The following is a 26,083-nucleotide window of genomic DNA, read 5'->3' as shown; positions in this document are numbered from 1 at the left end:
CACGGCGCCATCAGGGCTGTGACATGGATGCTCACCGACGACGTCACTGGATGCCTAATGCCCTTACTTCCCTCTGCACTTTCCTCTGCGCTGCCGCGTGCAATACTGCCAGTGCTTGTTGCGCCGGCACGTGATCTGTCCCGCCACCTCGCGCGCTCCCTGCGCTGGTTAACGCTATCGCTGGGGACTGGTGCCGCACTGTTTGCAGCCGGACAGGCGACAGCCGCCGGCTTTGATAACCTGGCTCGCCTCGCCGATAAAGGATTTATCGTAAGTGCCCAGGCGCGCATGCTGGATAGTGGTGAGACGCTGGCGTCGGTCAATCCTGCACTGCAGCTCACGCCGGCCTCGGTTTCCAAGCTCTATATCGCGGCAGCTTCGTTGGACCGCTTCGGGCCGCAATATCGCTTCTCTACCCGGCTGCGTAGCACCGGAACCGTCAGCGATGGTGTATTGAACGGTGATCTGGTACTGGAAGGCAGTGGTGATCCAGCACTGACCAGCGAGGAGCTGTGGCGTCTCACGGAGGAGCTGCGCTTCCGTGGTATTCGTCGCATCAATGGCCGTCTGCTGGTCAGCCAGTGGCGCTTTGGTCCGGTGCCTTGCATCAGTACTGATCGCTGCAACGCGTCGCGTCGCTCCAGCAATGCCTATGACGCATTGCTGTCATCGGCTGCCAGTAACTATGCCAGCTGGTGTGTGAAGGTCTTGCCTGGCGTGGGCAGCCAGGCACCGGCGCAACTGGCCAGCTGTGATATGACGCAACCGGCAGAGGCATTCGATAATCAGGTCACTACCGTAGCCGCCGGTGGCAAGAACGCCATCAATGCACGCCGCACGACGAGCAACGGTCGTGACACCCTGGTGGTCAGCGGTACGATCGCTGCCGATAGTCAGCCGCGCAGTATCTATCGTGCGGTATCAAATCCGGCGCTTTATACCGGCCATCTGATGCGTGACATGCTGTCACGCGCAGGTATCGACGTGACCGGGGGAGTGGATTTGACCTCTACTGCTCCGCCGTCAAGCGCTACCCAGTTGGGCAGTGTCGAAGGCAAGCCGATGCAGGAGCTGCTGACGCGCATGCTCAACTACTCCAACAACTTCATGGCGGATCAGCTGACGCTGGCGCTGGTGGGGGGTAGTCAGGCAACGCTGCGTCAAGGCGGTGCCAAGCTCGAGACCTTCGCGAGTGCGATTCCGAATCACGGTCCGCTGACCATGTATTCCGGCAGTGGCCTGACCTCGCAAAACCGCACCAGTGTCAATGGACTGATCGCACTGCTCGACAGCATGTATCATCGGGCGGCGCTGTTCCCTACCTTCGTGGCGGGTATGCAGGCACCCACCAATGGTCCGATGCGCTTCATCCGCCGGGGAAGCGAGACCTTCCGCAACAACGTGATGGTCAAGACAGGTACCTTGAATCAGCCGGTGCCGGTGCGTGCCATCTCGGGTTACTTCCGTGGCAAGAGTGGCCGTTGGGGCGCCTTCGCGGTCATGGTCAACGGCCGTGCTGCCGTGCCATACCTCTCCTGGCCGCAGGTGCTGGATCCGGTCGCCGAGGACCTGACGGCGATGATCGAGCGCAACTGACCCCTCAGCTACAGGCGAGGCGATCGGCTGGCTCGGTTGTCTGGCTTTGTGGCCTGAGCCGTTGTATCCATCGACACACAGTCTGACGGAAAGCCATGTGATCAATGAAGACACCTCGCCTCTGGCGGGGTGTCTTCGTCTGGGGCTTTAGGCAGCAGTTGTACGGCCAATTCGTGACAGACAGACACAAAAAACCCCGCCCGAAGGCGGGGTGGTCCTCCACACGCCCGGCATGGCTGAGGGGAGGGCACTCGGGACGCTCGACAGGGCGCAACGAGATGTCTAGAGCATAGCGTTGTGTGGCCTCGATGGCTAACGCCAAACCCCGTATTGCACCGCAACAATCAATGACTTGGGTCAATCTCTGGCCGGAAGATGCCACTTTTCTCATGGGACATTCGTTTGAATGCCGACTCAGCGCGAAGGGTCAAGAAGAACACGGCCACTGGTGGTGCCGTCGAGCATGGCCTCGGCCCGCTCCGCCAGATCATTCAGCCCTACTGTTTCCAATTGCATCCGTGAATGCATAGTGGCCGGTAATGCCGCCAGGCGCTGCCAGACTTGTTGGCGACGCTGGGCGTTGATCATCACGCTATCCACGCCGAGTAGCGACACGCCACGCAGGATGAAGGGCATCACGCTGGTGGGGAGATCTGCGCCTGCTGCCAGGCCCACTGCCGCGACCTTGCCGTCGTAGTGCATCTGTGCCAGTACGTTGGCGAGTACCTGCCCGCCTGCGGTGTCTACGGCACCCGCCCAGCGACTCTTCTCTAGAGCCCGACCCTTGGCTTCGAAGTCGCTGCGCTGGTGTACCTCATGCGCGCCCAACGACATCAACCACTCGCGTTGCTCGGCCTTGCCGCTGACGGCATGCACCTCAAACCCCTGCTGCGCGAGCATCTGCACTGCCCAACTGCCGACACCGCCAGTAGCACCAGTCACCAGCACAGGCCCTTGTTCTGGTGTCAGTCCTGCCTCTTCGAGACGCATCACGCACAGCATGGCAGTCAGGCCGGCAGTCCCGAAGGCCATGGCCTGTTCGGCACTCATGCCCTCAGGGCGTGCTACCAGCCACTCGGGCTTGACGCGCATGCGCTCGGCCAGCCCGCCCCAATGGCGCTCACCCACGCCCCAGCCAGTCAAGATGACCTCGTCACCGACCTGATAGTCCGATGAATCGGAGGCCACCACGCGGCCTGCCAGATCAATGCCGGGTACGAAGGGCAGCTCACGTACGATCTTGCCGCGCCCGGTGATGGCGAGCGCATCCTTGTAGTTGAGGCCGGAGCGCTCGATGGCCACCGTGACTGGCAGGTCTGGCAACTGGGTATCCTCGAGTTCGATGACTCGGGCCCGGGGGGCATCTTCGTGCAGCATTAGTGCGCGTGACATGGCGTTCTCCGATTCCTTGGCAGTGTCTTTATCTGGCGGCGTGCCGATGGGTGACAATCATTGGGTGTCCAGCGTCGACGCCCTACCTCACCTTGCCTGCAAGGCGCGTTACGGGGAAGGCGTGTGACTCCGACATTGGGATGACAACGACGCAACGCTTGCGATGATTGGTTTGGTGCCACCCCGCCTGGCGTGTATCACTTGAATGACGCTGCGTGCCGTCATCAGGCCGACCAGTGGCCCGCTGAGCCACAGCAGTAGCGGTTTGGTGATCAAAAATAGGCACATCAGTTGCTTGTGCCAGCGTGGCGACTGTCCGAGGAAGTTGCGAGTCAGTCCATAGCCAAGCGTCTGACGGCCTCCACGAGGCGTGGGATTCATGGGCGATATCCGTTTCGATACCTTGTTATTGTTGGATCGGAGCCACGGGCAGCACTGCGGATATCTTGTCGCCTCAGCTTTGCTATCATCGCCGCCATTATCACGTACCGTTTTGTCTTGGAGCATGCTCGATCACCAGGCTCCGGGTAGTCTCTGGTCTTGAAAGGCCCCCTTGAAAACCGATCTTGAAACCGGCCCTGCGCAGCGATTCATTCTGCCTCCGCACGAGAAATGAAGATGAAATCACGTCATACCGGCTTGACCCACCTCAAACATTCCACGCGTTACTCGTTGAAAGGACTCAAGGCTGCCTGGCGAAACGAGGAGGCCTTCCGGCAGGAGTTGGTACTGTGTGCGTTGCTCCTGCCGTTCGCCTGGTGGATTGGTGACTCACATGTCGAATGGCTGCTGCTAGTGGGCTCCAGCTTGATCGTATTGATGGTCGAGCTGCTCAATTCGGCGGTGGAGTCCGCGATTGATCGCATCGGTCCCGAGTTCCATGAGTTATCTGGACGCGCCAAGGATCTTGGGTCGGCGGCAGTGATGATCAGCCTGATTTTTGCGGGCCTGACGTGGGGCATGCTGCTGTACGACAAGCTGTTCGGTTGACCCTTGTTCGGCAGGCCCTCATGTCGTCGCAAAGATAACGCCGGCACACGACATTCAGCACATGTCATGTGCCGGCGGCCTCCGTTATGCTGAGGGCTGGATCGAAGGAGACGACCATGCCCCAGCCCGCCCCCGCACAGTCCCGCCAATTGCTGTCCGCTGATTTCTTTCCGCTGTCATCACTGCTTTCCGAGCAGTCTGAAGAGAGTCGCGCGATTCTTGAAAGCGCCGTCCACAGCGCACTTGAGCGTCTCAATGACAGTCTGGCGCAAGCCCGTGATCTCAGCGAGATGCGAGGTCATGAGACATCGCCGCTGACGGCCTTTACTACGCTCGATGAGGCGCAGCGCTACCAGCTGGGGCGGCTTGTTACGCTGTCTGATTTTGCTCTCGATACTCTGTGTCGTCGTCCTGAATTGCTGGCGGAGCTTGTCGCCAGTGGCGAGCTTGAGCGTGCCTTGCCGGCCGTTGAGCTAACGGCAAGATTGACCGAAGGGCTTGCAACAGCGACTGACGAAAAGATGATGCAGAGTGTGCTGCGCCGCTTTCGACAGCTGCGCATGCTTGGCATCGTGTGGCGTGATCTGAATGGTGCTGAAATGTGGAATACGGCCGGCGCCGTCTCACGGCTGGCCGAGGTCACGCTCGAGGGAGCGCTTGGGTGGCTGGAGACTTCGCTGGCACCGCGTTATGGCCACCCCTCGCCGGACCGTTTCGGTGAGCCACAACGCCTTGTCGTACTGGGCATGGGAAAGCTGGGTGCCGGCGAGCTCAATCTCTCCTCCGATATCGATCTTATCTTCGCCTTCCCCGATAAAGGCGAGACCGAAGGTGGCCGCAAGTCACTGGACCATCAGGAATATTTCACACGCCTTGGGCAGAAGCTGATCGCAGCACTGGACGCGATGACCTCTGATGGCTTCGTGTTCCGCGTTGACATGCGGTTGCGTCCGCTGGGCGATGGCGGACCACTGGTCGGCAGCTTCTCGATGCTGGCCAGTTACTATCAGGATCAGGGGCGTGAGTGGGAGCGCTACGCGATGCTCAAGGCGCGTCCTGTTGCCGGTAGCGTGACAGCAGGCGAGCGCTTGATCGCTCATCTGCGTCCCTTCGTCTATCGCAAGTATCTTGATTTCGGCGCCATCGAATCACTGCGTGAGATGAAGGCGATGATCAACCGCGAGGTCAAGCGCCGCGGGCTTTCTGACAACATCAAACTTGGCTCTGGCGGTATTCGCGAGGTTGAGTTTGTCGCTCAGGCTTTCCAGTTGATTCGTGGCGGACGTGAGTCGGAGTTACAGGTCACCTCGCTACGGCAGGCCTTTGCGCGCTTGCCGGCGCTGGGGTTGCTGCCGCAATCCGTGGTGGATGAGCTGGTGCCGGATTATGTCTTCCTGCGTGATCTTGAACATGCACTGCAGGCGCAGGCGGATCGCCAGACCCAGACATTGCCGCTGGACCCACTGGGTCGAGAGCGCCTTGCGTTGGCCATGTCGCTAACGGATTGGGATGCCCTGTACGAACGGCTCGAGGCCGTACGTGCCCGTATTCGTCATCACTTCGATAACGTGATTGCCTCACCGGAAGATGAAGATGTCGAACCGGCTGATGGTCAGCTGGCGTTGGATGAATGGCGCGCGCTGTGGCGTGGCGAGCTGACCACTGAGGAAGGCGAGACACTGCTGGCCGACAGCAGCTTTGAGTCGCCTACCGAGAGTTTGCGGCGGCTGGATACGCTACGTCGTTCCAGAGCGGTGCAGGGTATGCAGCGTATTGGCTGTGATCGACTTGATGCTCTGATGCCTTCGCTGCTGCAGGCGCTGGGAGCCGCTGCTGGCGATCCTGAAAAGCCTGGTGAGCATGACGCCAGTCGCGTGTTGGAACGCGTATTGCCCTTGATCGAGGCGGTGCTGCGTCGTACCGCCTATCTGGCACTGCTGCGTGAGAATCCTGATGCACTGGCTCAGCTGATGCGTCTATGTGCTGCCAGTCCGTGGATCGCGGAACAATTGGCGCGCTATCCGGTGCTGCTGGATGAGTTGCTGCATCCGCACAATCTCTACTCGCCCGCCGACAAGGCGCGTCTCGCCAATGAGCTGCGTACCGCGCTGTCACGAATTCCCGAAGACGATGAGGAGGCACTGCTTGAGGCGCTGCGTGTGTTCCGACATGCGCAGGTGTTGCACGTTGCCGCATCTGACATCGCAGGGGCTCGGCCATTGATGAAAGTCAGCGATTACCTGACCTACATCGCCGAGGTGGTGTTGGAGCAGGTACTGGCGATGGCGTGGAAGACATTGTCTCGCAAGCACGGTTTTCCAGTTGGGCGTGATGGTCAGTCGATCACGGGAGATGGCTTGAGTGGCAGCTTCGTGATCGTCGGCTATGGCAAGCTCGGCGGTATCGAGCTGGGTTATGGCTCGGATCTGGATCTGGTCTTCCTGCATGACGCCGCTAGCAAGGGCCAGACGGACGGACCTCGGCCCCTCGACAATCCCTTGTTTTTCACTCGTCTGGGGCAGCGCGTCATTCACCTGCTCACTGCTGTGACACCTGCCGGTGCGCTGTATGACGTCGACATGCGCCTGCGGCCCTCAGGAAACTCGGGGCTTTTGGTGTCGAGTCTGACGGCTTTTCGTGACTATCAGCTCACCCAGGCATGGACCTGGGAGCATCAGGCGTTGGTACGTGCACGTGCCGTGGCCGGTGATCCTGCCCTGGCGAAGTCGTTTGAAAAGGTGCGGCGAGAGGTGCTGGATCGTGAGCGCGATGCCGTCAGTCTGCGTGAGGAGGTCATCGCCATGCGCCACAAGATGCGCGACCACCTTGGCAGTACCGCCAAGGACCGCGAGACTGGCCAGTTCCATCTCAAGCAGGATGCCGGCGGTATCGTCGATATCGAATTCCTCGCCCAGTACTGCGTACTGTCAATGAGCCATCAGGTACCGGCGTTGCTGGAGTGGAGCGACAACATGCGCCTGCTGGAAACGTTGGAAGCCTGTGGCCGCCTGCCTGGCGAGCAGGCCAGCGAGCTGCGTGAGGCCTATCTTGCCTATCGTGATGCGAGTCATCGTTTGGCGTTGGAAAAGCGCAGCAGCCTGGTGCGATTGAATCAATATCCGCTGCTGGCCATGCATCGTGAGCGCGTCGTCGCCATCTGGCAGGCATTACTGGGTGAATCCAGTGCTGCTTGAATGAATCTGACGCATTAAACGTCACATCAATGCTCGCAATCTTGTGCGTCCATCCCCAGTAAATACGTCTTCAATCAACATGACTAGGGAGGCCAGGATGCTTGAATGGGTCGCGAATCACTCAAAGACCATCTCGGCAGTTGCCAGCATCGGCTCGTTTTTCATCTGGCTGGTCTATGCGCAACTGCTGTACCACAACTTTCGGCGCCAGCGTCGTCCGCGTGTGCTGATCAATCGCGGCAAGAGCAAGGGCATCGATAGCCTGTGCATCATCAGTAACATGAGTGCCGAGTCGATCTTCATCGAACATATCGTGGCCCAGCTTGATACCAACTGCGGCAGCCTGCTGATGGATGTCACCGAGCTTGAACGCAACTATCAGCAAGGTGATGAGCACGGCAACAATATCGAAGGAACCGATGGCGACCACACGGACGGCCGCCAGTACGACACTGGCAAGAGCAACGCCAATGAATCCGCGTCTGCTACTTCCTCAGCTTCCTCCTCAACCTCTCAACATTCGTCTACGTGGGCGGAAAGTTCTCAGACTGCGCAACAGGGGAGGGTCAAGGTCAGTGACATGCGTATTGTCGACACCACTCGCCAAGGCCCGCTGCAATCCGGTGACTTTCTGCACATCGGCACCTTTGCCGAAGTAGTGGAACGACTCGCGCGCAGCAATGGGGTAGATCTCGATGGTCACTGGCCGTGTCACGAGAAGGTCGAGTTTCAGCGCCTGACACTGCGCATTATCGGTATCTATGGCAGTGAAGATCACCCGATTGGCGTCGAGCGTTCCTTCAAGCTTCGCAACGGTGAGGGCGTCTGTGATCTGTTGCCGGAGCACTGGGACTCCCGTCGTCTATCATCACGTCGCCAACGTCATAAGCTCAAGAAGCTGTTGCAGCGCATGAGTGGTGAGGACATCAGTGCACGCTCCACCTTTGTGCATCCCGATGGCTAAAGGAGTGATGACAAGCAACAGTGACGATATGCAGGAGTGACAATCTGTCGATGGTCGTCGGGGAATCTCTGCGCTGTCAGCGACGGAGTTGGGTAGGCTTTGGATAAACTCTGAACCACCGGCATACTGCGATGCATCAGGCCACGCATTGGCAGCCATCCTCGGAGAGTCACGGATGCAGGAACGCGTCACGCCCTTTCAGCTATTCATACTCGTGATATCGCTTTATGTCATTGGCGCGATGGCGGCCGATCTCGTGTTCGAGCTCACGCCACAGGTCCAGCAATTGTTGCAGTATATGGACTATGTGGTCTGCGTGTTCTTTTTCATCGACTTCTGCAAGCGCTTCGCCAGTGCTCCCAGCAAGCTTGAATACATGAAATGGGGTTGGATCGATCTGCTTGCCTGTATTCCGGCGGGTTGGTTCCAAGGGGCACGCCTGTTTCGTGTGGTACAGGTACTGCGCGTGCTGCGCGCCATCAAGTCGATGGAGATGATCTGGCGACTGCTGTTTCGCAACCGTGCCGAAGGTGTCTTTGCATCAGCAGCGACTGCCACGGTGCTATTGGTCGCCTTTGGTGCGATCACCATGCTGATGGTGGAAAGCCCCAATCCGGATAGTCCCATCAATACGGCGGATGAGGCGCTGTGGTGGGCGATCGTGACTGTCACCACCGTGGGCTATGGTGATTTCTATCCGATTACCACGCTGGGGCGAGTCGTCGCGGTATTGTTGATGGTCGGTGGCGTAGGGCTGTTCGGTAGCTTCGCGGCCTATATCAGTTCGATATTCATCGCGGATGGTAGTGAGCAAGATGCACGTGCCGCGCGTGCCCAGCGTGACATGACGCGTGCGCTCTACCATCAGATCAGCGAGCTGACCACCGAGGTGCGTGAGTTGCGGGTACGCCTTGATGAAGTGGCCGAAACACAGAGGGAGCCTCTTGCTGAGCGTGAGTTGCGCCGTGAGGCGCTCCGTCGTGAAGCGCATCATGAAATGGAGCAACGCTATCAAGAGGCGCATTCTCCGGGGAAAGACACGCCTGATGTCGACAAGTGATGGATCAGACGGAGATGGGGGCAGTGATAGTTGGGCAGCGATAGGCAGGATGCCTCTCCTGTCGATAGCCGACATGAAAAAGCCCTCGACACCGTAATGGTGTCGAGGGCTTTTTTTGACACGTCAGCTGACGACGAATGGATGCTGTAGATCAGTCATCGACGCTGCGAATCAGTCGAAGTTGCGCGAGTAGAAGATCTCGAGCATTTCGCGACGCAGACGGCCTTCGATATTGGTGGCTTCCTCAAAGGTCAGCTCGCGACGCGAGGTGCCGAAGAGGTAGTTGTCCAGCTCGAAGTCCTTGAGCAGCATCTTGGTGTGGAACATGTTTTCCTGATACACGTTCACATCGACCATCTGATAGGCACGCTTGGTGTCTTCCGCCAGGTAATCCTGGATGGAGGTGATGTCGTGATCGATGAACAGTTTCTTGCCATCCACGTCCCGCGTGAAGCCACGCACACGGTAGTCCATGGTCACGATGTCGGAATCGAAGCTGTGGATAAGATAGTTCAGCGCCTTGAGCGGGCTGATCATGCCACAGGTTGATACGTCGATATCGAGACGGAAGGTGCTGATGCCGTTATCCGGGTGAGACTCCGGATAGGTGTGCACCGTGACGTGAGACTTGTCCAGGTGGCCAACAACCGTTTCCGGCAGCGGGCCCGGGCCAGGTTCAGTCTGGTTGGCGTCCTGCTCTTCCAGCTCATGCTCGGCGATCAGGATGGTCACACTGGCGCCGTGCGGCTCATAGTCCTGACGTGCGATATTCAGCACGTGTGCGCCAATGATGTTGGTCACATCCTTGAGTATCTGGGTCAGGCGTTCGGCGTTGTAAAGCTCATCGATATAATCGATGTATGCCTCACGCTGCTCTTCGGTCTGCGCATAGCAGATGTCGTAAATATTGAAGCTCAACGAACTGGTGAGGTTGTTGAACCCGTGAAGGCGGAGTTGATCGCTCACGTCCAGGCCTCCTTGAGATGGGAGGGTGGTATGACATCCGATGCGTCTCTCAAGGTCTGAAAATGAGTGATGAACATCGGGCCGAAGAGGTGGTCTCGTCGCGCTCACAACACAGCCAATGGCCTGTGAGCTACCGAGAAGACTACCGGTTTGAGGGGGGTATTATGCACAGGCAGGGCTGGCATGCCAGTGACAATTCCCGCTGCCGCCTGTCCACTGCCTTGCGTTGGATGACAACAACCCGCCCCCGATGCTGCCATGTCGTGACGGGAGTGCATTCACTTGATCAGGGTGCGACGTCCACGACTTCGTAGGAGTGGGTGATTTCGACGCCGCCCGCTGTCAGCATCAGTGAGGCGCTGCAGTACTTCTCGGCAGATAGCTCAACGGCACGCTTGACCTGAGCTTCCTTCAGATTGCGACCGCTGACCACGAAGTTGACGTGAATCCTGGTAAATACGCTAGGCACGGTATCGGCGCGCTCTGCGGTCAGTTGTGCATGGCAATCGGTGACCTGCTGACGTGCCTTCTCAAGAATCTGGATGACGTCAAAACTGGTGCAGCCGCCGAGCCCCATCAGCATCATCTCCATCGGGCGGGGGCCTGTATTGCGGCCACCATTTTCCGGATTACCGTCCATCACGACACTATGGCCACTGCCGGATTCAGCGAGGAACTGGCGACCATCGGTCCACTTGATGCTGGCGTTCATTGCCATGTCGAAATCTCTCCATTCGGTGATTCAATGACTCAATGATGTGCGTCCGATTCAGGGGCTCGGGGTGGCACGAAGGCCGACAGAATAGCATTCTCGCTGCATCTCTGGAGGAATGTCCGGTGATGAGCTTATGCCCGCAATCATGTCTTGCGGCGGCGGAGCAGTTCATCCAGTTCGGCCAGTCGCTCAGGCGTCCCTACGTCAATCCATGCACCGCGATGATGGAAGCCTCTCACCTCACCGCGGTGCATGGCATCACGCAGCAAGGGTGCCAGCTTGAAAACGCTATTCGTATCCCGTAACGCTGCGCATTCGGCGATAGCCCGCCGGATCAATATCGGTGATAACCAGGAGACACCGGAAAAGGTCAGGCGGGTGCCGTCACTGGCTTCATCATTTCCCGTGGTATCTGTCTCATCGCATACCTCGCCTGCGGGCGTGAGCAGGAAGTCGCCCTCGGGGTGATGTGGTGGGTTATCGACCAGCGCCAGGCCGGCAAGCGGAAGTGGGCTGTGTTGTTGGCGTGTCATGGCCTCGCGCATCAGCAGAGTGAGATCTGCATCACACCACACATCACCATTGATGAGCAGGAAAGGTGTGTCGTCCGCATCATCGGCAACCAATGCTCCAGGCAGTGACAGGGCGCGTGCAATGCCACCACCGGTTTCCAGTGGAATCTCCTCGTGCGAGAACGTCAGCGTCAGTGCTCGCGTCTGGCCCTGCCAGAAGGCGCGTAGCAAGCCCTCTGGCGTGGGCGCTGCACCAAAGTGATCGAGAATTCGTTCAGCGAGATGGCCGACGTTGATGATTACCGTCTCCACGCCGGCAGCCTCTAGCCGCAGCAGGTGATGCTCCAGCAATGGCAGCCCGGCGACCTCAAGCAGTGGCTTGGGTGTGTGGTCGGTCAGCGGACGCATGCGGGTACCGAAACCGGCGGCCAGAATCATCGCGCGCATCAGGCAAGTCCCTGCGCTGAGTTTGATATCTGCGGGGCAGCGTCACGCATCAGGCGTGCGGCGCGGTCTGCCAGTGCTGCCAGCTCATCGTAGTCATCAAGGTTGATCTCGGGGTACTCGCCATTGGCCAGTCGCAGATCACGAACCTCGCTTTCATGCGCGATATGTAGCGATAATGCCGGTGTCAGCACTTCATCCAGCCAATGCGTGAAGGGAGTCAGTTCCGGGCAGAAGGCCAGTCCTTCACGCAGATGACCAAGAAAACGTGGCATCAGCGTCAGATAGCGCGGTTTGGCATCGCGCAGGGTCAGGCGCGCAAAGATGCCGAGAATCTTGAGATTACGCTGTACGCCCATGCGCTCGACGCTCTGGCGATATTCGAGCGGCGACGGCATGGGCAAGCCAGCAGCGGCATAGCGTGGCAGGGCGGCGAGGCGTGATTGTTCAATCCAGCGCGCCATGGCGGACTCCGGCCAGCGCCAGTGACGGTCACGCAGCAGCGAGATGAGGTCGTAGTTTTCGGGACCGGTCACGGCGTCCTGAAAATCAATTATCCACAGATGGTCTTGAGACTGGTTGGCATCGGCATGCAGGAATAGGTTCTGAGCATGGAAATCGCGATGCACCGTCACGATTGGTTGAAGACGCGCTGCCTCGAGTAATTGGCGGGAGAGCTTCTCCCATGCGGCGTAGCGGCGATCGTGTGGCATCTCGAGCAACTGACCGAGACACCACTCCGGGAATAGATCCAGTTCAGCCTTGAGTCTAGCGTCGTCATAGGCCGGTAGCTCTGCTAACGGCAATTCATGTAGACGTTCCAGCAGTCCGATGGCTTCCCCGTAATAGTGATCAGCAGTGTCGACACTGGTCAGCGCAGTCATCAGCGGCGTATCGCCGAGATCTTCGAGCTCCAAAAAGCCCTGCCTTTCATCAAAAGCATGCACGGTAGGCAGAGGAAGGCCAGCGTCGCGCCATTGCCGAGCGATGGTGACGAAACCGTGGCTATCTTCTTTTTCGGGCGGAGCGTCCATCAAGATACGCGCCGGTTTCGACGGGGTGACTTCCTCAAGATGCAGGCGAAAATAGCGTCGGAAGCTGGCGTCGTCGGCCACAGCGCTCATGCGCACCGCATCGGGAGTGAGGTTGTGTCGAGCGGCGGCCCAGGTGTGCAGGGCCTGGCGTCGGGCGTCGGATGTCATGGGGCGGGGCTCCTGTTGGCGTATACGAGGGCCGGCTGTCAGTTGACGCCTGTGCCGCGGCCCCGCATGCTATCGGGTGGTGACCCATGAAGCAGGCGGGACCGGCAAGCAGGAAGGCCGGTTGCTGGGCCTGTATGATACCGATTCCCCCAGCCAAGGACACAGAGCAGCCATGGCCCAGCGCAGCCATTCAACACACCCGGGCAAGCCGGTGTCTGCCCTCGGGCGACGAAATCGTCGTCTCGAGAGCCCCCTGATGTCGACATCGACAGCCTTGCTGAACGGTGAGCGGCCGACATGGCGGCTCAAACCGTTGGTGTTTCGTCTGTTATGGACGTTGGCCCCGCTGGCCGCTGGTGCGCCGTTGTTGGCGCAGGCCGCACCGCCGGAGCCACTGTCAGCAAGCCAGCTTGACTGGCAGGAATACGACGACGTGCCTCGCGGGCAGCTATGTAGCGGACGCTATGTGACGCCGGCCTATCGGATTGATGCCGGTGACACGCCGGAGCAGGTCACGACGTCTGCCGACAAAGCCAATTATGGTAACGATGGTGCGGCCACCCTCATGGGTGAGGTCGTGTTGCGTCGTGGTGATTCTCAGCTGGAGTCGCCGGAGGTCAGCGTCAACGAGGCGCGTGACACGGCAACGGCCAAAGGGCCTACCACCTACCGTCAGCCGGGTGTGCTGCTACGCGGTGATGATGCTCGTGTATCGCTCAACAGCGATGCGGCTAGTGTTGATAACGGCCACTATGTCTTCCACAAGCAGCGTATCCGTGGCGATGCAGTGCAATTGGCACGCTTGGAAGATGGGCGTTACCGTTTGAAAGATGCCAGCTTCACGTCCTGTGAGCCGGGCAATAGCCTGTGGCGTCTGGTCGGTAGCGACATCACCATCAATCGTGAATCTGGTTGGGGTACGGCAGAGAATGCACGGATGGAAATGGGCGGCGTGCCGGTCTTCTATTGGCCCTATATACGCTTCCCGGTTGATGACCGCCGCCATACGGGCCTGCTGTGGCCGCAGATCAGCTACACCAGTTCCAGTGGCTTCGATTATGCGCAGCCGATCTATCTGAATCTGGCGCCCAATTACGATGCCACCATCACGCCTCGCTACATTTCCGAGCGTGGAGAGATGCTGGAAGGCGAATTCCGTTACCTGCTGCCGAATGGCGACGAAGGTTCCCTTGAGGGAGCCTGGCTTGCCGATGATGATGGCGGCAGTGACCCTGATGATGATGAAGAAGATCTCATCGGAGAAAATCGCTGGTATATCAACTATCAGCAAAGCGGTCGCTTCAATGCGAATACCGACTATCGGCTCAAGTATGGTGCCGCGTCTGACGGTAATTACTTCGATGACTTCGGGCGTAATTTCGGCGAGACCGAAACGGATAGCCTGGAGCGTCTGGCAGAGCTCAACTACCGCGACGACACCTGGGAACTTGAGTTCAAGTCCCAGGGTTATCAGCGCATGGACTATCCGTTGGATGACGACGACAAGCCGTTCTATCGCTTGCCGAGCCTGACGGCCAATGGACACTGGAGTCAGTCCAACGGCTTCTACCAGGAGTGGAATTCCAACGCGACCTACTTCTGGCGCGATGTGGATGAGACAGATACCGACATCCCCGTCGATGAGGCCGCCAATGGCACGCGTCTGCGCCTGGCGCCGGCTGCAGGTTGGCGCAGTGATCAGAGCTGGAGCTTCATCGAGCCACGCGCTCAACTGGTGAGTCTCAACTACGACCTCGACTACGGTGATCGCGATACGGATCGCGATACCAGTACCTCGGCGACCATTCCGGTGATATCACTGGATAGCGGCCTGATCTTTGACCGTGAGACCGAGTGGTTCGGTCAAGGCTACAAGCAGACGCTTGAACCGCGTCTTTACTACGCCTACGTGCCGGAAGTCGATCAGTCGGATTTTCCTGATTTCGATACCACCGAAGATGCCTTCAGCTGGAATCAGCTGTGGTCTCCGTATCGTTTCAGCGGTGGTGATCGCGTCGGGGATACCAACAAGGTTTCGTATGGCGTCTCTTCTCGCTTCATCAGCGACGAGAGCGGCCGTGAGCGCCTCAAGTTGGGTGTGGGGCAATCCAGTTATCTGGAAGATCGTAACATCGACATGGATGGCGATCCCGACAAGAGCTCGCGCTCGGATTATGACAGCTATGCCGATTACTACCGTGCGACGCGTGATCGTTCGCCGGTCGTCTTCCAGGCTGATCTGACGCTCAATGATCAGTGGACTGCCAGCCAGGCAGTGTTCCAGGACTTCGATCGCGGTGTGACTGAAAGTGCCCAGACCTCATTGAGTTTCCGTGGCGATGATGGGCTGGTAATGAACTTTGGCTACAATCGCGAGATCGAAGGCTTTGTCCCCTACGATGACGACGATGAAGATGACGTGATCGGATACACCCGTAACGAGTGGAATCTTTCATTCGCGACGCCGGTGACCGAGAGCTGGTCGTTGCTGGGGCGTTATCAGTACGACAGCACCAATTCCCGTTCGCTGGAGAAGGTGTTGGGTGTCCAGTACAACGACTGCTGTTACGGTGTGCAGGTGACCTGGCGCGAATGGCAGGATGATAACGACACCGCCAGTACCGTCTCTGATGATGAAGAAAAGAACGGTATCTTCCTGACCTTCGAGTTCAAGGGGTTAGGAGGCGTTGGCCGCGGAGCTGACAGCTATCTGGAACAGGCGGTACCGGGCTACCGTAACGCTGGTTTCTAATTCGCTGCGACGGTTCGTGAATGACTATGTCAAGGCGCTGCTGACAGGCAGCGCCATCAACACGCTTTTACGCCGAGAGATCAAGTGATGCGCAAGACCCTGATTGCCCCGCTGGGGCTGGCATTTGTGCTGGCAAGTCTGCCAGCCAGCGCCGCTGAGTTGCTTGACCGTGTAGTTGCTGTGGTCAACAAGGACGCCATCATGCAAAGCGACATGGAGGAGCGCGTCACACAGGCTAGCCAGCAGTTGAAAGATCGTGGCATCAATCTGCCGCCGCGTAATGTGCTGGAACGCCAGGTGCTCGATCGTATGGTCAATGAGCAGATTCAATTACAGATGGCGGAACAGGCCAATCTGAACATTGATGACACTCAGCTCAATGCCACCTTGCGCGGTATTGCCAAGGATAATGGTATGAGCCTGGAAGCCTTTGCTGACAAGCTGGAAAAAGACGGCATGTCATTGGCCGAAGTGCGTCAGCAAGTTCGGCGCGAGCTACTGGTTCAGCAGGTTCAGCAGCGCAGTATCGCCAGCAAGGTACGTATCTCTGATCGCGAGATAGACCGTTATCTCAGCCAACAGAATGTTGCCAGCGATGTGCAATACCATCTGGCGCATCTGCTGATTGCACTGCCGCAGGAGCCGACGCCGGATCAGGTCAAGAAAGCACGTGCCAAGGCTGAAGCGCTGCGTCAGCAGATCGAACAGGGCACTGATTTTGCCCAGATGGCGGCTGCTGAATCTGCGGGTAGTCAGGCACTGAGCGGTGGTGATCTTGGCTGGCGTGCTGGCGGTGAGTTGCCGAGCGTGTTTGCAGATGTGGTGCCGGACATGCAAGTCGGCCAGGTCTCTGAGCCGTTGCGTAGTGCCAGTGGTTATCACTTGGTCAAGTTGATCGAGAAGCGCGGTGCTGGCAAGGCGCTGATCGCTCAGACGCGTGCACGCCACATCCTGATTCAGCCTAACCCGAACATGAGCGATGACCAGGCGCGAGCGCGTGCCGAGTCCATTCGTCGCCGCCTGTTGGGAGGGGAAGACTTTGCCTCTCTCGCGCAGGAATTCAGCGACGACAAGGGAAGCTCACTGAAAGGTGGCGAGCTGGGTTGGGTCAGCCCTGGCCAGACCGTATCCTCGTTCGAGACGGCCATGAACTCCCAGAAAGTGGGTGAGATCAGCCAGCCGATCAAGACTCGTTTCGGCTATCACATCATCGAAGTGGAAGAGCGTCGCCAGCAAGACGTGACCAACTCAAGTCAGCGCGACAAGGTCAGAAAGACGTTGTTCCAGCGCAAGCTGAATGATGAGCTGGAAGCCTGGCAGCAGCAGATTCGCGCTGAGGCGTACGTCGACAATCGTCTCGACGAGAAAAGCTAACTCATCAGGACGCAGGCATGAATAGTCAGGTGATTGCGTTGACCGCGGGGGAGCCCGCGGGCATCGGGCCCGAGCTGTTAGTGATGCTGGCGGGTCAGGCAGAAACCTTCCCGGCGCAGCTGGTGGCGGTGGCAGACCCCGCACTGCTGGCGAGTCGCGCGCAGCTGCTCGGCCTGCCGCTGACGCTTCACGAGGTGGCGCCGGGTGATCCGCTGCCACCCGCATGCAATGGGCATCTGGCCGTTTGGCCGGTGTCTCTTGCTGTGCCGAGTGAGGCAGGCGTGATTGATGCGCGCAATGGTGATCATGTGTTGGCCATGCTTGATGTGGCCATTGCTGCCTGTCAGGCAGGGCATGCCAGTGCCATGGTTACAGCACCGCTGTCCAAGGCGGCGGTGATTGAGGCTGGGCATGCCGGTTTCACGGGGCACACCGAATATCTACGTGATGTCTGTGGCGTCGAGGAAGTGGTCATGATGCTGGCCTGTCCGGGGCTGCGTGTGGCGCTGGCGACAACGCATCTGCCATTGCGCGACGTTGCCGATGCGATCACGCAGGAGGGACTTGCGCGAGTGCTGGCTATTCTTGCTCATGATCTCACGCGCTACTTCGGGTGTGAGGCGCCACGAATCGCGGTATGTGGACTGAATCCTCATGCGGGCGAGGGCGGGCATCTCGGGCATGAAGAGATCGAGGTGATCATACCGACGCTAGACATGTTGCGTGCGACAGGCATGCAGCTTGAAGGCCCTCTTCCCGCGGATACGCTATTTACGCCGCGTCACCTCACGGGCGTCGATGCGGTACTGGCGATGTATCATGATCAGGGACTACCGGTGCTCAAGTATGCAGGCTTCGGCCAGGCGGCCAATATTACGTTGGGCCTGCCCATCGTGCGTACTTCGGTCGACCACGGTACTGCATTGGACCTCGCGGGCACCGGTCGTGCCGATGTCGGTAGTCTTGTACAAGCCGTGCATGTGGCCATCGAGATGGCAGCCGCCGCGCGAGCCTGAGATAATCCCCCCCATTCGGGCGTGACCGTTTAACGGTCCGTCAGGCGTGCGCCCATTCGTGGCGCTGATGCCACCCCAGTCATTCGACCATCACTGATGGTCTCGTCGCCCTTGTCTGTCTATCGATAGGTCATGGGCGGCGTCTTGTTGTCGGGAATCTTCAAGGATTCCCCGGAGGAAAGTCAGTCTCATGTCCCAACATTTCCCGGCGCATCGCGCACGCAAGCGCTTCGGTCAGAACTTCCTGCAAGACCTCGGCATCATCTCTCGCATCGTGAATGCCATTCGCCCGGATGAGGGTGAACGACTGGTAGAGATCGGCCCGGGTCAGGGGGCACTGACAGGCCCGTTGCTGGAAGCTGCCGGTAAGCTTGAGGTCATCGAGCTGGATCGCGATCTCATCCCCGGGCTGCGCGTGCAGTTCTTCAATTACCCTGATTTCGTGATTCACGAAGGCGATGCCCTACGCTTCGACTTTCCGGCGCTAGTGGGCGACGGCCCCGCGCTGCGTGTCGTCGGCAACCTGCCGTATAACATCTCTACGCCGCTGATATTCCACCTGTTGGAAGCGCGTGGTGCCATTGCCGACATGCACTTCATGCTGCAAAAAGAAGTGGTCGAGCGTCTGGCTGCCGAGCCGGGTGGTACGGATTGGGGTCGTCTGTCCGTCATGACCCAGTACTACTGCACGGTAGAGAACCTCTTCCTTGTACCGCCGACGGCCTTTTTCCCGGCGCCCAAGGTCGAGTCTGCCATCGTGCGCCTGGTGCCGCATCTGACCTTGCCGCATCCTGCGGCTGACGAGAAACTGCTGGCCGTTATCGTGCGTGAGGCGTTCTCTCAGCGTCGCAAGACCCTGCGTAACAACTTCAAGGGGCGTATTGATGCAGACCAGCTGACGGCATTGGGTATTGATCCTACGCGTCGTCCGCAAACCTTGTCTGTCGCGGAGCTTGTCATGATCAGTGATCATCTGAGCGCGCAGGGAATGACCGTCGGGAAGACCGATACTGCGCCGAAGAAGCGTCCGCGCAGCAATGTTGGGCATGGCAATGCTGAGACCGTTGGCGCTGAACAGAACAGTGTCGATCACGGCGAGCCAGGCGCCGATGACGACGGCAGTGACGCATGAATGACGTGACGGCCATTCGTGTGGATACCGTGCCAGAGTACTGTGCCGACGATAGCCGCCCCGAAGAGAATCGCTTCGTGTTCCGCTACACCATCACCGTGCATAACGGGACAGATGAGACAGTGCAGTTGCTGGCCCGCTACTGGAAAATTACCCAGGGCAGTGGCAATGAGCAGGAAGTGCGCGGCAAAGGCGTTGTTGGCAAGCAGCCGCTGATCGCGCCCGGTGAGAGTTTTAGCTATACCTCACACGCAGTACTCGATATGCCAGTGGGGGTGATGCAAGGCGCTTATACTTTCTGTGACGCGACTCATACGCGTACCTTTGACATTGCCATTGCGCCATTTCGTCTTGCTGGACCGCACCAGGTCCACTAAGTCGTCATTACACGTCTTTGCCACGAGTCTTCATCACGAGCCTTTGCGCAAGCATTCATCAAGAGTCAGGCCGCGGTGGCGGTCAGGGAGCAGGCATGACGCAGTGGGCCATTGGCGATTTACAGGGCTGTCACGAAGAATTTGTGCGGCTTCTGGAGCGGCTTGATTTCACGCCGGAATGCGATGAGCTATGGCTGGCGGGTGACCTGGTCAATCGTGGGCCGGGTTCACTCGAGTGCTTGCGCCATGTGAAAGCGCTCGGCGACAGCGCGCGAGTCGTGCTGGGTAATCATGACCTGCATCTGCTCGCCGTGGCGGAAGGCTATGGTCGCCTCAAACGCTCCGATACGCTCACGCCGATTCTTGACGCGCCAGACCGCGATGAGTTGCTTGACTGGCTGCGCCGTCAGCCATTGATGGTGACGGCCACGATCGGGGCTCGTTACACGGTAATGAGTCATGCAGGCGTGTTGCCAAACTGGACGCTGGAGCAGGCCGCCGGTTTTGCTTGTGAGGCAGAAGCCGTACTGAGTGGTGACCAGTACCGTGACTTCCTGGGTGAGATGTACGGCAATACGCCAGACCTTTGGCAGGAGGAGCTCGAAGGGGTTGCGCGTCTACGTTGCATCGTCAACGTCTTCACGCGAATGCGCTTCATTGATCGTAATGGCCGAATGGATTTTGCCGCCAAGGAAGGACTCGACTCGGCTCCTGAAGGTTATCGTCCCTGGTTCCAGTATCCGCGTCCGGAAGGTGGCCGAGACGATTCTCCGCGGCTGCTGTTTGGGCATTGGGCGGCGCTGGAGGGTAAAGCACCGGCTGCGCGGCAGGATGTTGAAGCACTCGATACCGGCTGTGTGTGGGGGGGAGGGCTGACGGCCTTGAATCTTGAGACGGATGAGCGTGTCTTCGAGCCTGCCGTTAACGCCTGATGCGCTCACCATCCTGTCTTGGTCTCGGCTGAGTGACTGGTGCGGCCCGAGATTCTCTTCACACCTCTCTTATCCCCTTCCTTGTTATTGGAGTTCGCATGAGTTTCGAACATCTTGATCTTGCTACCCTCCGCGACTGGCGTGAACGCGATCAGCCGCTCGCCTTGCTGGATATCCGTGATCCGCTGAGTTTCACGCAAGGGCGTATTCCCGGCAGTCGCCATCTCGACAATGCAAGTGCGGGTGCGATATTCGAAGACACGCCGCGTGACCGGCCGCTGGTCGTCGTTTGCTATCACGGTCACTCCAGTCAGCAGGCTGCAGCCTGGCTGGTAGGCCAGGGCTTCGAGAACGTCTATTCCCTCGATGGTGGTTTTACCCAGTATCAGCTCACGCATGGCGACGATGTCGAGAGTGGTAGCTAGACGTTTCTTCACCCTGTTCATCCATCACTCGTCACGCGAAAAGGAGGGCAGCATGACCCGTATCGCCACTCATCGACTTACCACATCCTCCGACCGTCTGTTGGCTGGCCTTGAGGTCTATCGGGTCGGCGGTGCGGTACGCGACGCTCGTCTTGGTTGGCCTTGGCATGAATGCGATTTCGTAGTGGTAGGCGCGTCGGTTGAAGACATGCAGGCGCGCGGTTTTCGCCCGGTCGGGCGTGACTTTCCTGTCTTCCTGCATCCGCAGACGCAAGAGGAGTATGCGTTGGCGCGCACCGAGCGTAAATCAGGGCATGGTTATGTCGGTTTTACCGTGCATGCCAGCCCTGATGTGACGCTGGAAGAGGATCTGGTGCGTCGTGATCTGACCATAAACGCGATGGCGGAGCCTCTGGACAGCCAGCCGGGACAGGGAGAGCTGATCGATCCACATGGGGGACTTGCGGATCTTGAGGCGCGTCTCTTGCGTCATGTTTCTGCTGCCTTCAGCGAAGATCCGTTGCGTGTATTGCGTGTGGCACGTTTTCTGGCGCGCTATCAGGGGCTCGGCTTTACCGTTGCAGACGAAACCCGTCAGCTGATGACGAGCATGGTCGAGAGTGGTGAGGTCTCACACCTGGTGGCTGAACGGGTCTGGAAGGAAACCGAGAAGGCGCTTGGCGAGGCAAATCCAGAAGCTTATTTTCAGCTGCTCGATGAGCTGGGGGCCTTGGCGGTACTGATGCCAGCGTTGGTGCTTGATGCAGCTGTGTTACCTCAGGCGTTGCTCAGGCTGGACCGTTTGCCGCGTCATTTGGCAGATGAGTCCGACATGGTCTGCTGGCGCATGGCGCGGCTGGTGGAGCATCTGGATCGCGATGCGATTGATGTACTTGCGCAGGATCTGCGTTTACCAAGTGCCGTACGAGATGCTGCGCAGCAGGCACGTCTGTGTCGCGAGTTGCGCGAGACAGCGCAGCGTGAAGGGGGAGTGACAGCACCGGATCTCAAAGCCTGGCTGGATGGTGTGGATGCTTGGCGGCGTGGCGAGCGTCAGCAGGTGCTGATCGGGCTTCTGGCGGTCGATGACGCGGGGTTGGCGCGCCTCGGCAACATGGTATGGCAGGCGGCAACCGCGGTGTCACCGCAGTCGCTGGTGGCGCAAGGCCTCAAGGGAGCGGAGATAGGTCGGGCCCTGTCTCAGCAGCGTCAGGAAGCGATTGAGACGGCGTTGAGTGAATGGCAGGCGATGCCAGAAGTGCATGCACCGCACTGTGGTTGTGGGCACGGCCACTGACGCTCAGTCTGTCGCTTTCAGAAGTGAGTGGATCAGGGTTCAAAGCCTTGGCTCACTGCCATCGCTCAGGCGACGCAGGTTCAAGGCGTGACGCACCACGATCAGGCTGGCGAACACCATCACCACCCCGCTCATCTGGGGTGCTAGCCACAAGCTGAAAAGCGGCGCCGCCAGGCCCGCTACCAGCGAGGCGATGGCAGCCGTGCGCAGCCGCCATGCCAGCCCTATCCACAGTGTCGCGCAGCTCAGTGCAACACCGGGTGCCAGCATCAGTAGCACGCCAAAGGCGGCGGCGACGGCCTTGCCGCCGCGATGACCGCGATGCCACAGTGGCAGACTATGCCCAATCAGTACGGCCAACCCGACCAATCCCAATGCCCATTGTGCCAACCCAAGGTGGATCGCCAGCCATAGTGCTGGCATGCCCTTGGCGGCATCGAAGGCCAGCACCAACAAGGCAGGAAGGCTGCCGTGCAGCCTTAGCACGTTGGAGAACCCCGGGTTGAACGACCCCGCCAGGCGTGGGTCTGACAGGTGCAATATCCGGCATAACCACACGGCCCCGAGAACTGACCCGCAGACATAGGCAGTGGCCAGCAACAGGCTCAGCTGCTGCCAGTTCGCCAGTTCTGCTCCCCAGTTGATCAATGCATTCAGCATGCTACTCCCTCCGTAATGCTCGGCATGGCTTTTGAGGGCATGCGGAAGGTCGGGTGCAGCTTGGCCAAGCGGGGGCCGGGTGCAGTAGAATCTCTCGCATGATGGCGGGGCCCTGGGCGTCGTTTTTATTCGTATATCCGACAAGCATAGAGGTAACGCCGTGGATCGTGTGCTGATCGAGGCTCTGGCAGTAGAGACCGTCATTGGAGTCTATGACTGGGAGCGTACCATCCGCCAGCGTCTGGTGATTGATCTGGAAATGGCGACTGATATTCGTGCGGCCGCCGCGGGCGATGATCTGACGTATACGCTGGATTATGCCGCCATCAGTGCGCGCATTCAGTCTTACGCCGCCGAGAGCAGCTTTGAGCTGGTGGAAACCTTCGCTGAGCGGCTGGCGGCCCTGCTGCGTGAAGAGTTCAGCATTCCCTGGCTGCGCATGACACTGCGCAAGCCGGGTGCGGTGCCTGAGGCAGTAGCTGTTGGCGTGCGTATCGAGCGCGGTACGTTGACGCCAGCTACGGACCAGATCGCATGAGTCTGGTGCTGATGTCTATCGGCAGTAATATCGAGCGTGATCACCATGTCAGCGTGTGTCTGGATGCGCTCGAGGAGACCTTTGGTGCACTGACGTTGTCATCGGTTTACGAGAGTGAGCCGGTTGGCTTCATCGATGGGCGTAACTTCTATAATCTGGTTGCTGGTTTTGACAGTGATTGGGATGTCGGCGAGTTGCAGGCGTGGTGCAAACGGGTGGAGTTTGCCAACGGCCGTCTCAAGGACAGCCTCAAGTTCAGCCCACGTACGCTGGATATTGATTTGCTCACCGTCGGCTCGCTCACGGGTGAGGTGGATGGCGTGATACTGCCGCGTGATGAAGTGGACCGTAATGCGTTTGTGCTGTTGCCGTTGGCCGAGGTGTTTGGTGACGAGCAGCATCCGGTCAGTGGTCGTGATTACGCTAGCCTGTGGCGTGAATTCGTGGCAGAAGGGCGTGCAGAGCAGCAGCGTCTCTGGGCTGTTGATTTCAGTTGGCGCTGTCGCAGAATCTCTCAAGCCAGCGTTATCGCCTGAAGGGCGATATAGGTCATGCAGTGATACTGCTCAGCGAAAAAAAGCCCTGCCGGATACCGGTAGGGCTTTTTTCTGTGTGTTTGATGGTCGCTAGCGCGAGATCAAAGGCCTGACGCCTTCGGGGGAATTAGGCTGTCGAGTGGCCAGCGCGGTACTGCACGCATCGGGCCCGTGTCCTGTTCGCCGGCATTTAGACGCTGAGCACCGACATAGGCAATCATTGCACCGTTGTCGGTACAGAAGCAGCCACGCGGATAATAGGCACGTGCATTGCGTTTGGTCAGTTCGTGGCTAAGGCGCTCACGCAGGCGAGTGTTGGCGCTGACGCCACCTGCCACGACCAGGCGCTTGAGGCCGGTTTGATCCAGCGCACGGCGGCATTTGATCACCAGCGTATCAACTACGGCCTCTTCGAAGGCGCGTGCAATATCGGCGCGGTGCTGCTCATCTACCTTACCGCTGGCTTTGGCCTTTTTGAGCGTGACCATCGTGTGCGTCTTGAGGCCGGAGAAGCTGAAGTTGAGACCGGGTCGGTCGGTCATCGGACGCGGGAAGCGATAGCGCTTCGGGTCGCCTTGCTCGGCCAGCTTTGCAATCTGCGGGCCACCGGGATAGGGCAGCTCCAGCATCTTGGCGGCTTTATCGAAGGCTTCGCCGGCAGCGTCGTCAACGGACTCGCCCAGGAGTTCATACTCACCCAGTCCACGCACGGCGACTAGCTGGGTGTGACCGCCAGAGACCAGCAGCGCGACGAAGGGGAACTCTGGTGCATCGTCTTCAAGCATGGGGGCCAGCAAGTGGCCTTCCATATGGTGCACGCCGAGCACAGGCACCTGCCAGGCGCGTGCAAGGCCGTGCGCGGTAGATGCACCGACCATCAGTGCACCGACCAGCCCCGGGCCTGCCGTATAGGTGATGGCATCGATGTCGCTGGCAGTGACGTTAGCCTCATCCATGACTTGCTGGATCAAGGGCAACAGCTTGCGAGTATGGTCGCGGGAGGCCAGTTCCGGCACCACGCCGCCGAATTCGGCATGCATGGCAATCTGGCTGTAGAGGGCATCTGCAAGCAGGCCATCATCGGTGTCATAAAGAGCGACGCCGGTCTCGTCGCAGGAGGTCTCGATACCGAGCACGCGCATGGCTGACTCTCAGGAAGTATCAGAATAAGAGGGTGGCGCATACTGAGGAGTGCAGCAATGAAAGTGCCTGCATATCAGCTGCGTCGTGGATGACCGTCATTCTACTGACTGAAGGGCCGAGTGTCGCGCGAGGCGGTCGTGTTCCAGGGCTTTCTGCAGCAGTGAAGAGTGTCTCTATAAATGGCCATGCACGGTCTGCGCAAACAGGATTGCTCAGGCTGAGTTTGCAAAGACAGTGCCGGATGTCTAGAATATGGCACTCTGCAAGACTGGGTCGTACATCCGACCATCCCGCAAAAGCTCCCCAATTCATGAAATCTACATGTGACGGCTACCCTCACCGGTGGTGTTGCAGGTGAAAGATTGATGCCGGATTAGCCGACAGGTGGCGGTTTACCGTTGCTTGGAGGTAGCTCCTGAGGAGTGGCTGCAGCGGATGTGCGTTCAAACCGAACTCATGATCTCAAGGTAGGTGAGTGTTTAATGCCTTCAGTTAAAGTACGTGACAACGAGCCGTTCGACGTCGCCCTGCGCCGTTTCAAGCGCTCCTGCGAAAAAGCCGGTGTTCTATCCGAAGTGCGTCGTCGTGAGCACTACGAGAAGCCGACAGCTGTTCGCAAGCGTCAGCAGGCGGCCGCTGTAAAGCGCCACGCCAAGAAGGTTCAGCGTGAGCGCAAGCGTTTCGAGCGTCTCTACTGATCCGTACTTTTGGGGAGTGATAGTTGCTCTCTGGAAGGACACCAAGCGGCTGCCTTACGGTGGCCGCTTGTTTTTGTCTCTGGTGGTCCGTTTCTTCTCGAGCCGTGTGCTTACGCTTCTGCACACGTCGTTTTCTCGAGGAATGGCCTGACCCGAAGGTAGCGTCGA

The 26,083-nt window shown here is 58.9% G+C and carries 23 protein-coding genes and 1 pseudogene; 16 read left to right on the top strand and 8 right to left on the bottom strand.

All coding sequences use genetic code 11. The features are described from left to right. Nucleotides 1–57: 57 nt before the first annotated feature. Nucleotides 58–1,596, top strand: a complete 1,539-nt coding sequence (gene dacB / locus GQR90_RS15280; protein ID WP_158774850.1) for a D-alanyl-D-alanine carboxypeptidase/D-alanyl-D-alanine endopeptidase — start codon at nucleotides 58–60, stop codon at nucleotides 1,594–1,596. Between the two features lie 414 nt (nucleotides 1,597–2,010). On the opposite strand, the gene GQR90_RS15275 is transcribed toward dacB, so the two are convergent. Beyond that, nucleotides 2,011–2,988, bottom strand: a complete 978-nt coding sequence (locus GQR90_RS15275) for an MDR family oxidoreductase (protein WP_158774849.1) — start codon at nucleotides 2,986–2,988, stop codon at nucleotides 2,011–2,013. 108 nt (nucleotides 2,989–3,096) lie between these two features. Further along, complete coding sequence (locus GQR90_RS15270; protein ID WP_158774848.1) at nucleotides 3,097–3,369, bottom strand: hypothetical protein; 273 nt, start codon at nucleotides 3,367–3,369, stop codon at nucleotides 3,097–3,099. A 237-nt stretch (nucleotides 3,370–3,606) separates the two neighbouring features. On the opposite strand from GQR90_RS15270, the gene GQR90_RS15265 reads away from it, so the two are divergent. The 4 genes from GQR90_RS15265 to GQR90_RS15250 all read left to right on the top strand — a co-directional run bounded on the left by GQR90_RS15265 (nucleotide 3,607) and on the right by GQR90_RS15250 (nucleotide 9,196). Next, nucleotides 3,607–3,978 (top strand): diacylglycerol kinase, encoded by a 372-nt coding sequence (locus tag GQR90_RS15265; RefSeq protein ID WP_158774847.1) that lies wholly within the window; start codon nucleotides 3,607–3,609, stop codon nucleotides 3,976–3,978. A gap of 116 nt (nucleotides 3,979–4,094) precedes the next feature. Further along, complete coding sequence (gene glnE, locus GQR90_RS15260; protein WP_158774846.1) at nucleotides 4,095–7,172, top strand: bifunctional [glutamate--ammonia ligase]-adenylyl-L-tyrosine phosphorylase/[glutamate--ammonia-ligase] adenylyltransferase; 3,078 nt, start codon at nucleotides 4,095–4,097, stop codon at nucleotides 7,170–7,172. Between the two features lie 97 nt (nucleotides 7,173–7,269). After that, entirely contained in the window at nucleotides 7,270–8,136 is an 867-nt protein-coding gene (locus GQR90_RS15255) for a hypothetical protein (protein WP_158774845.1), read from the top strand. A 175-nt stretch (nucleotides 8,137–8,311) separates the two neighbouring features. After that, a complete protein-coding gene (locus tag GQR90_RS15250; protein WP_158774844.1) occupies nucleotides 8,312–9,196 on the top strand; it encodes an ion transporter in 885 nt (294 codons plus the stop codon). A 171-nt stretch (nucleotides 9,197–9,367) separates the two neighbouring features. Here the strand turns inward: GQR90_RS15250 and speD are convergent, their stop codons facing one another. The 4 genes from speD to GQR90_RS15230 all read right to left on the bottom strand — a co-directional run bounded on the left by speD (nucleotide 9,368) and on the right by GQR90_RS15230 (nucleotide 13,035). Beyond that, on the bottom strand, nucleotides 9,368–10,162 hold the full coding sequence (gene speD, locus GQR90_RS15245) for an adenosylmethionine decarboxylase (RefSeq protein WP_158774843.1): 795 nt from the start codon (nucleotides 10,160–10,162) through the stop codon (nucleotides 9,368–9,370). Between the two features lie 286 nt (nucleotides 10,163–10,448). Further along, nucleotides 10,449–10,874: an OsmC family protein gene (locus tag GQR90_RS15240; RefSeq protein ID WP_158775590.1), complete on the bottom strand. Its 426-nt coding sequence runs from the start codon at nucleotides 10,872–10,874 to the stop codon at nucleotides 10,449–10,451. 146 nt (nucleotides 10,875–11,020) lie between these two features. Continuing rightward, a complete protein-coding gene (locus GQR90_RS15235) occupies nucleotides 11,021–11,836 on the bottom strand; it encodes a nucleotidyltransferase family protein (RefSeq protein WP_158774842.1) in 816 nt (271 codons plus the stop codon). Beyond that, entirely contained in the window at nucleotides 11,836–13,035 is a 1,200-nt protein-coding gene (locus tag GQR90_RS15230; RefSeq protein ID WP_158774841.1) for an aminoglycoside phosphotransferase family protein, read from the bottom strand. Before GQR90_RS15230 ends, GQR90_RS15235 begins: the two co-directional genes overlap by 1 nt. Before the next feature lie 172 nt (nucleotides 13,036–13,207). On the opposite strand from GQR90_RS15230, the gene GQR90_RS15225 reads away from it, so the two are divergent. The 8 genes and pseudogenes from GQR90_RS15225 (at nucleotide 13,208) to GQR90_RS15190 (ending at nucleotide 22,340) form a co-directional block, all read left to right on the top strand. Then, entirely contained in the window at nucleotides 13,208–15,787 is a 2,580-nt protein-coding gene (locus GQR90_RS15225) for an LPS-assembly protein LptD (protein ID WP_233266345.1), read from the top strand. A gap of 87 nt (nucleotides 15,788–15,874) precedes the next feature. Continuing rightward, nucleotides 15,875–17,161: a peptidylprolyl isomerase gene (locus GQR90_RS15220; protein WP_158774840.1), complete on the top strand. Its 1,287-nt coding sequence runs from the start codon at nucleotides 15,875–15,877 to the stop codon at nucleotides 17,159–17,161. Nucleotides 17,162–17,178: 17 nt separating this feature from the next. Next, nucleotides 17,179–18,177, top strand: coding sequence for a 4-hydroxythreonine-4-phosphate dehydrogenase PdxA (pdxA, locus tag GQR90_RS15215; RefSeq protein WP_158774839.1), 999 nt, complete (start codon nucleotides 17,179–17,181; stop codon nucleotides 18,175–18,177). 190 nt (nucleotides 18,178–18,367) lie between these two features. Next, nucleotides 18,368–19,165 (top strand): annotated as a pseudogene (rsmA, locus tag GQR90_RS15210) (16S rRNA (adenine(1518)-N(6)/adenine(1519)-N(6))-dimethyltransferase RsmA); the annotation flags it as partial. Nucleotides 19,166–19,305: 140 nt separating this feature from the next. Then, a complete protein-coding gene (gene apaG, locus GQR90_RS15205) occupies nucleotides 19,306–19,686 on the top strand; it encodes a Co2+/Mg2+ efflux protein ApaG (RefSeq protein ID WP_158774837.1) in 381 nt (126 codons plus the stop codon). A 95-nt stretch (nucleotides 19,687–19,781) separates the two neighbouring features. After that, entirely contained in the window at nucleotides 19,782–20,618 is an 837-nt protein-coding gene (locus GQR90_RS15200; protein ID WP_158774836.1) for a symmetrical bis(5'-nucleosyl)-tetraphosphatase, read from the top strand. 98 nt (nucleotides 20,619–20,716) lie between these two features. Then, on the top strand, nucleotides 20,717–21,043 hold the full coding sequence (glpE, locus tag GQR90_RS15195) for a thiosulfate sulfurtransferase GlpE (RefSeq protein WP_158774835.1): 327 nt from the start codon (nucleotides 20,717–20,719) through the stop codon (nucleotides 21,041–21,043). A gap of 52 nt (nucleotides 21,044–21,095) precedes the next feature. Next, nucleotides 21,096–22,340, top strand: a complete 1,245-nt coding sequence (locus tag GQR90_RS15190) for a polynucleotide adenylyltransferase (RefSeq protein ID WP_158774834.1) — start codon at nucleotides 21,096–21,098, stop codon at nucleotides 22,338–22,340. Between the two features lie 39 nt (nucleotides 22,341–22,379). Here the strand turns inward: GQR90_RS15190 and plsY are convergent, their stop codons facing one another. Next, on the bottom strand, nucleotides 22,380–23,000 hold the full coding sequence (plsY, locus tag GQR90_RS15185) for a glycerol-3-phosphate 1-O-acyltransferase PlsY (protein WP_158774833.1): 621 nt from the start codon (nucleotides 22,998–23,000) through the stop codon (nucleotides 22,380–22,382). Nucleotides 23,001–23,160: 160 nt separating this feature from the next. On the opposite strand from plsY, the gene folB reads away from it, so the two are divergent. Together folB and folK are read left to right on the top strand one after the other, a co-directional pair. Then, nucleotides 23,161–23,538, top strand: coding sequence for a dihydroneopterin aldolase (folB, locus tag GQR90_RS15180; protein ID WP_158774832.1), 378 nt, complete (start codon nucleotides 23,161–23,163; stop codon nucleotides 23,536–23,538). Continuing rightward, the gene (gene folK / locus GQR90_RS15175) at nucleotides 23,535–24,074 is read left to right on the top strand and encodes a 2-amino-4-hydroxy-6-hydroxymethyldihydropteridine diphosphokinase (RefSeq protein ID WP_158774831.1); all 540 of its coding nucleotides are present in this window, start codon (nucleotides 23,535–23,537) and stop codon (nucleotides 24,072–24,074) included. Before folB ends, folK begins: the two co-directional genes overlap by 4 nt. A 101-nt stretch (nucleotides 24,075–24,175) precedes the next feature. On the opposite strand, the gene tsaD is transcribed toward folK, so the two are convergent. Further along, nucleotides 24,176–25,216 carry a tRNA (adenosine(37)-N6)-threonylcarbamoyltransferase complex transferase subunit TsaD gene (gene tsaD / locus GQR90_RS15170; protein WP_158774830.1) on the bottom strand — a complete coding sequence of 347 codons (1,041 nt, stop codon included), beginning with the start codon at nucleotides 25,214–25,216 and terminating at the stop codon, nucleotides 24,176–24,178. Nucleotides 25,217–25,699: 483 nt separating this feature from the next. Between tsaD and rpsU the strand changes: the two genes are divergently transcribed. After that, entirely contained in the window at nucleotides 25,700–25,915 is a 216-nt protein-coding gene (gene rpsU, locus GQR90_RS15165) for a 30S ribosomal protein S21 (RefSeq protein ID WP_024951433.1), read from the top strand. Nucleotides 25,916–26,083 lie beyond the last annotated feature (168 nt).

This window comes from Cobetia sp. L2A1, assembly GCF_009796845.1.
Lineage (GTDB): Bacteria > Pseudomonadota > Gammaproteobacteria > Pseudomonadales > Halomonadaceae > Cobetia.
The sequence above is the reverse complement of the archived record's forward strand: the minus strand, read 5'-3'. Positions and strand labels throughout refer to the sequence as shown.

What these genes read in the sequence shown, in the direction of transcription:
- GQR90_RS15265 (WP_158774847.1), top strand. Translation starts at nt 3,607, where the DNA reads ATGAAATCACGTCATACCGGCTTGACCCACCTCAAACATTCCACGCGT.
- glpE (WP_158774835.1), top strand. Translation starts at nt 20,717, where the DNA reads ATGAGTTTCGAACATCTTGATCTTGCTACCCTCCGCGACTGGCGTGAA.
- GQR90_RS15270 (WP_158774848.1), bottom strand. Translation starts at nt 3,369, where the DNA reads ATGAATCCCACGCCTCGTGGAGGCCGTCAGACGCTTGGCTATGGACTG.
- GQR90_RS15275 (WP_158774849.1), bottom strand. Translation starts at nt 2,988, where the DNA reads ATGTCACGCGCACTAATGCTGCACGAAGATGCCCCCCGGGCCCGAGTC.
- GQR90_RS15255 (WP_158774845.1), top strand. Translation starts at nt 7,270, where the DNA reads ATGCTTGAATGGGTCGCGAATCACTCAAAGACCATCTCGGCAGTTGCC.
- tsaD (WP_158774830.1), bottom strand. Translation starts at nt 25,216, where the DNA reads ATGCGCGTGCTCGGTATCGAGACCTCCTGCGACGAGACCGGCGTCGCT.
- GQR90_RS15235 (WP_158774842.1), bottom strand. Translation starts at nt 11,836, where the DNA reads ATGCGCGCGATGATTCTGGCCGCCGGTTTCGGTACCCGCATGCGTCCG.
- GQR90_RS15190 (WP_158774834.1), top strand. Translation starts at nt 21,096, where the DNA reads ATGACCCGTATCGCCACTCATCGACTTACCACATCCTCCGACCGTCTG.
- GQR90_RS15220 (WP_158774840.1), top strand. Translation starts at nt 15,875, where the DNA reads ATGCGCAAGACCCTGATTGCCCCGCTGGGGCTGGCATTTGTGCTGGCA.
- GQR90_RS15250 (WP_158774844.1), top strand. Translation starts at nt 8,312, where the DNA reads ATGCAGGAACGCGTCACGCCCTTTCAGCTATTCATACTCGTGATATCG.
- GQR90_RS15240 (WP_158775590.1), bottom strand. Translation starts at nt 10,874, where the DNA reads ATGAACGCCAGCATCAAGTGGACCGATGGTCGCCAGTTCCTCGCTGAA.
- pdxA (WP_158774839.1), top strand. Translation starts at nt 17,179, where the DNA reads ATGAATAGTCAGGTGATTGCGTTGACCGCGGGGGAGCCCGCGGGCATC.
- GQR90_RS15230 (WP_158774841.1), bottom strand. Translation starts at nt 13,035, where the DNA reads ATGACATCCGACGCCCGACGCCAGGCCCTGCACACCTGGGCCGCCGCT.
- GQR90_RS15225 (WP_233266345.1), top strand. Translation starts at nt 13,208, where the DNA reads ATGGCCCAGCGCAGCCATTCAACACACCCGGGCAAGCCGGTGTCTGCC.
- folK (WP_158774831.1), top strand. Translation starts at nt 23,535, where the DNA reads ATGAGTCTGGTGCTGATGTCTATCGGCAGTAATATCGAGCGTGATCAC.
- GQR90_RS15200 (WP_158774836.1), top strand. Translation starts at nt 19,782, where the DNA reads ATGACGCAGTGGGCCATTGGCGATTTACAGGGCTGTCACGAAGAATTT.
- apaG (WP_158774837.1), top strand. Translation starts at nt 19,306, where the DNA reads ATGAATGACGTGACGGCCATTCGTGTGGATACCGTGCCAGAGTACTGT.
- glnE (WP_158774846.1), top strand. Translation starts at nt 4,095, where the DNA reads ATGCCCCAGCCCGCCCCCGCACAGTCCCGCCAATTGCTGTCCGCTGAT.
- rpsU (WP_024951433.1), top strand. Translation starts at nt 25,700, where the DNA reads ATGCCTTCAGTTAAAGTACGTGACAACGAGCCGTTCGACGTCGCCCTG.
- plsY (WP_158774833.1), bottom strand. Translation starts at nt 23,000, where the DNA reads ATGCTGAATGCATTGATCAACTGGGGAGCAGAACTGGCGAACTGGCAG.
- dacB (WP_158774850.1), top strand. Translation starts at nt 58, where the DNA reads ATGCCCTTACTTCCCTCTGCACTTTCCTCTGCGCTGCCGCGTGCAATA.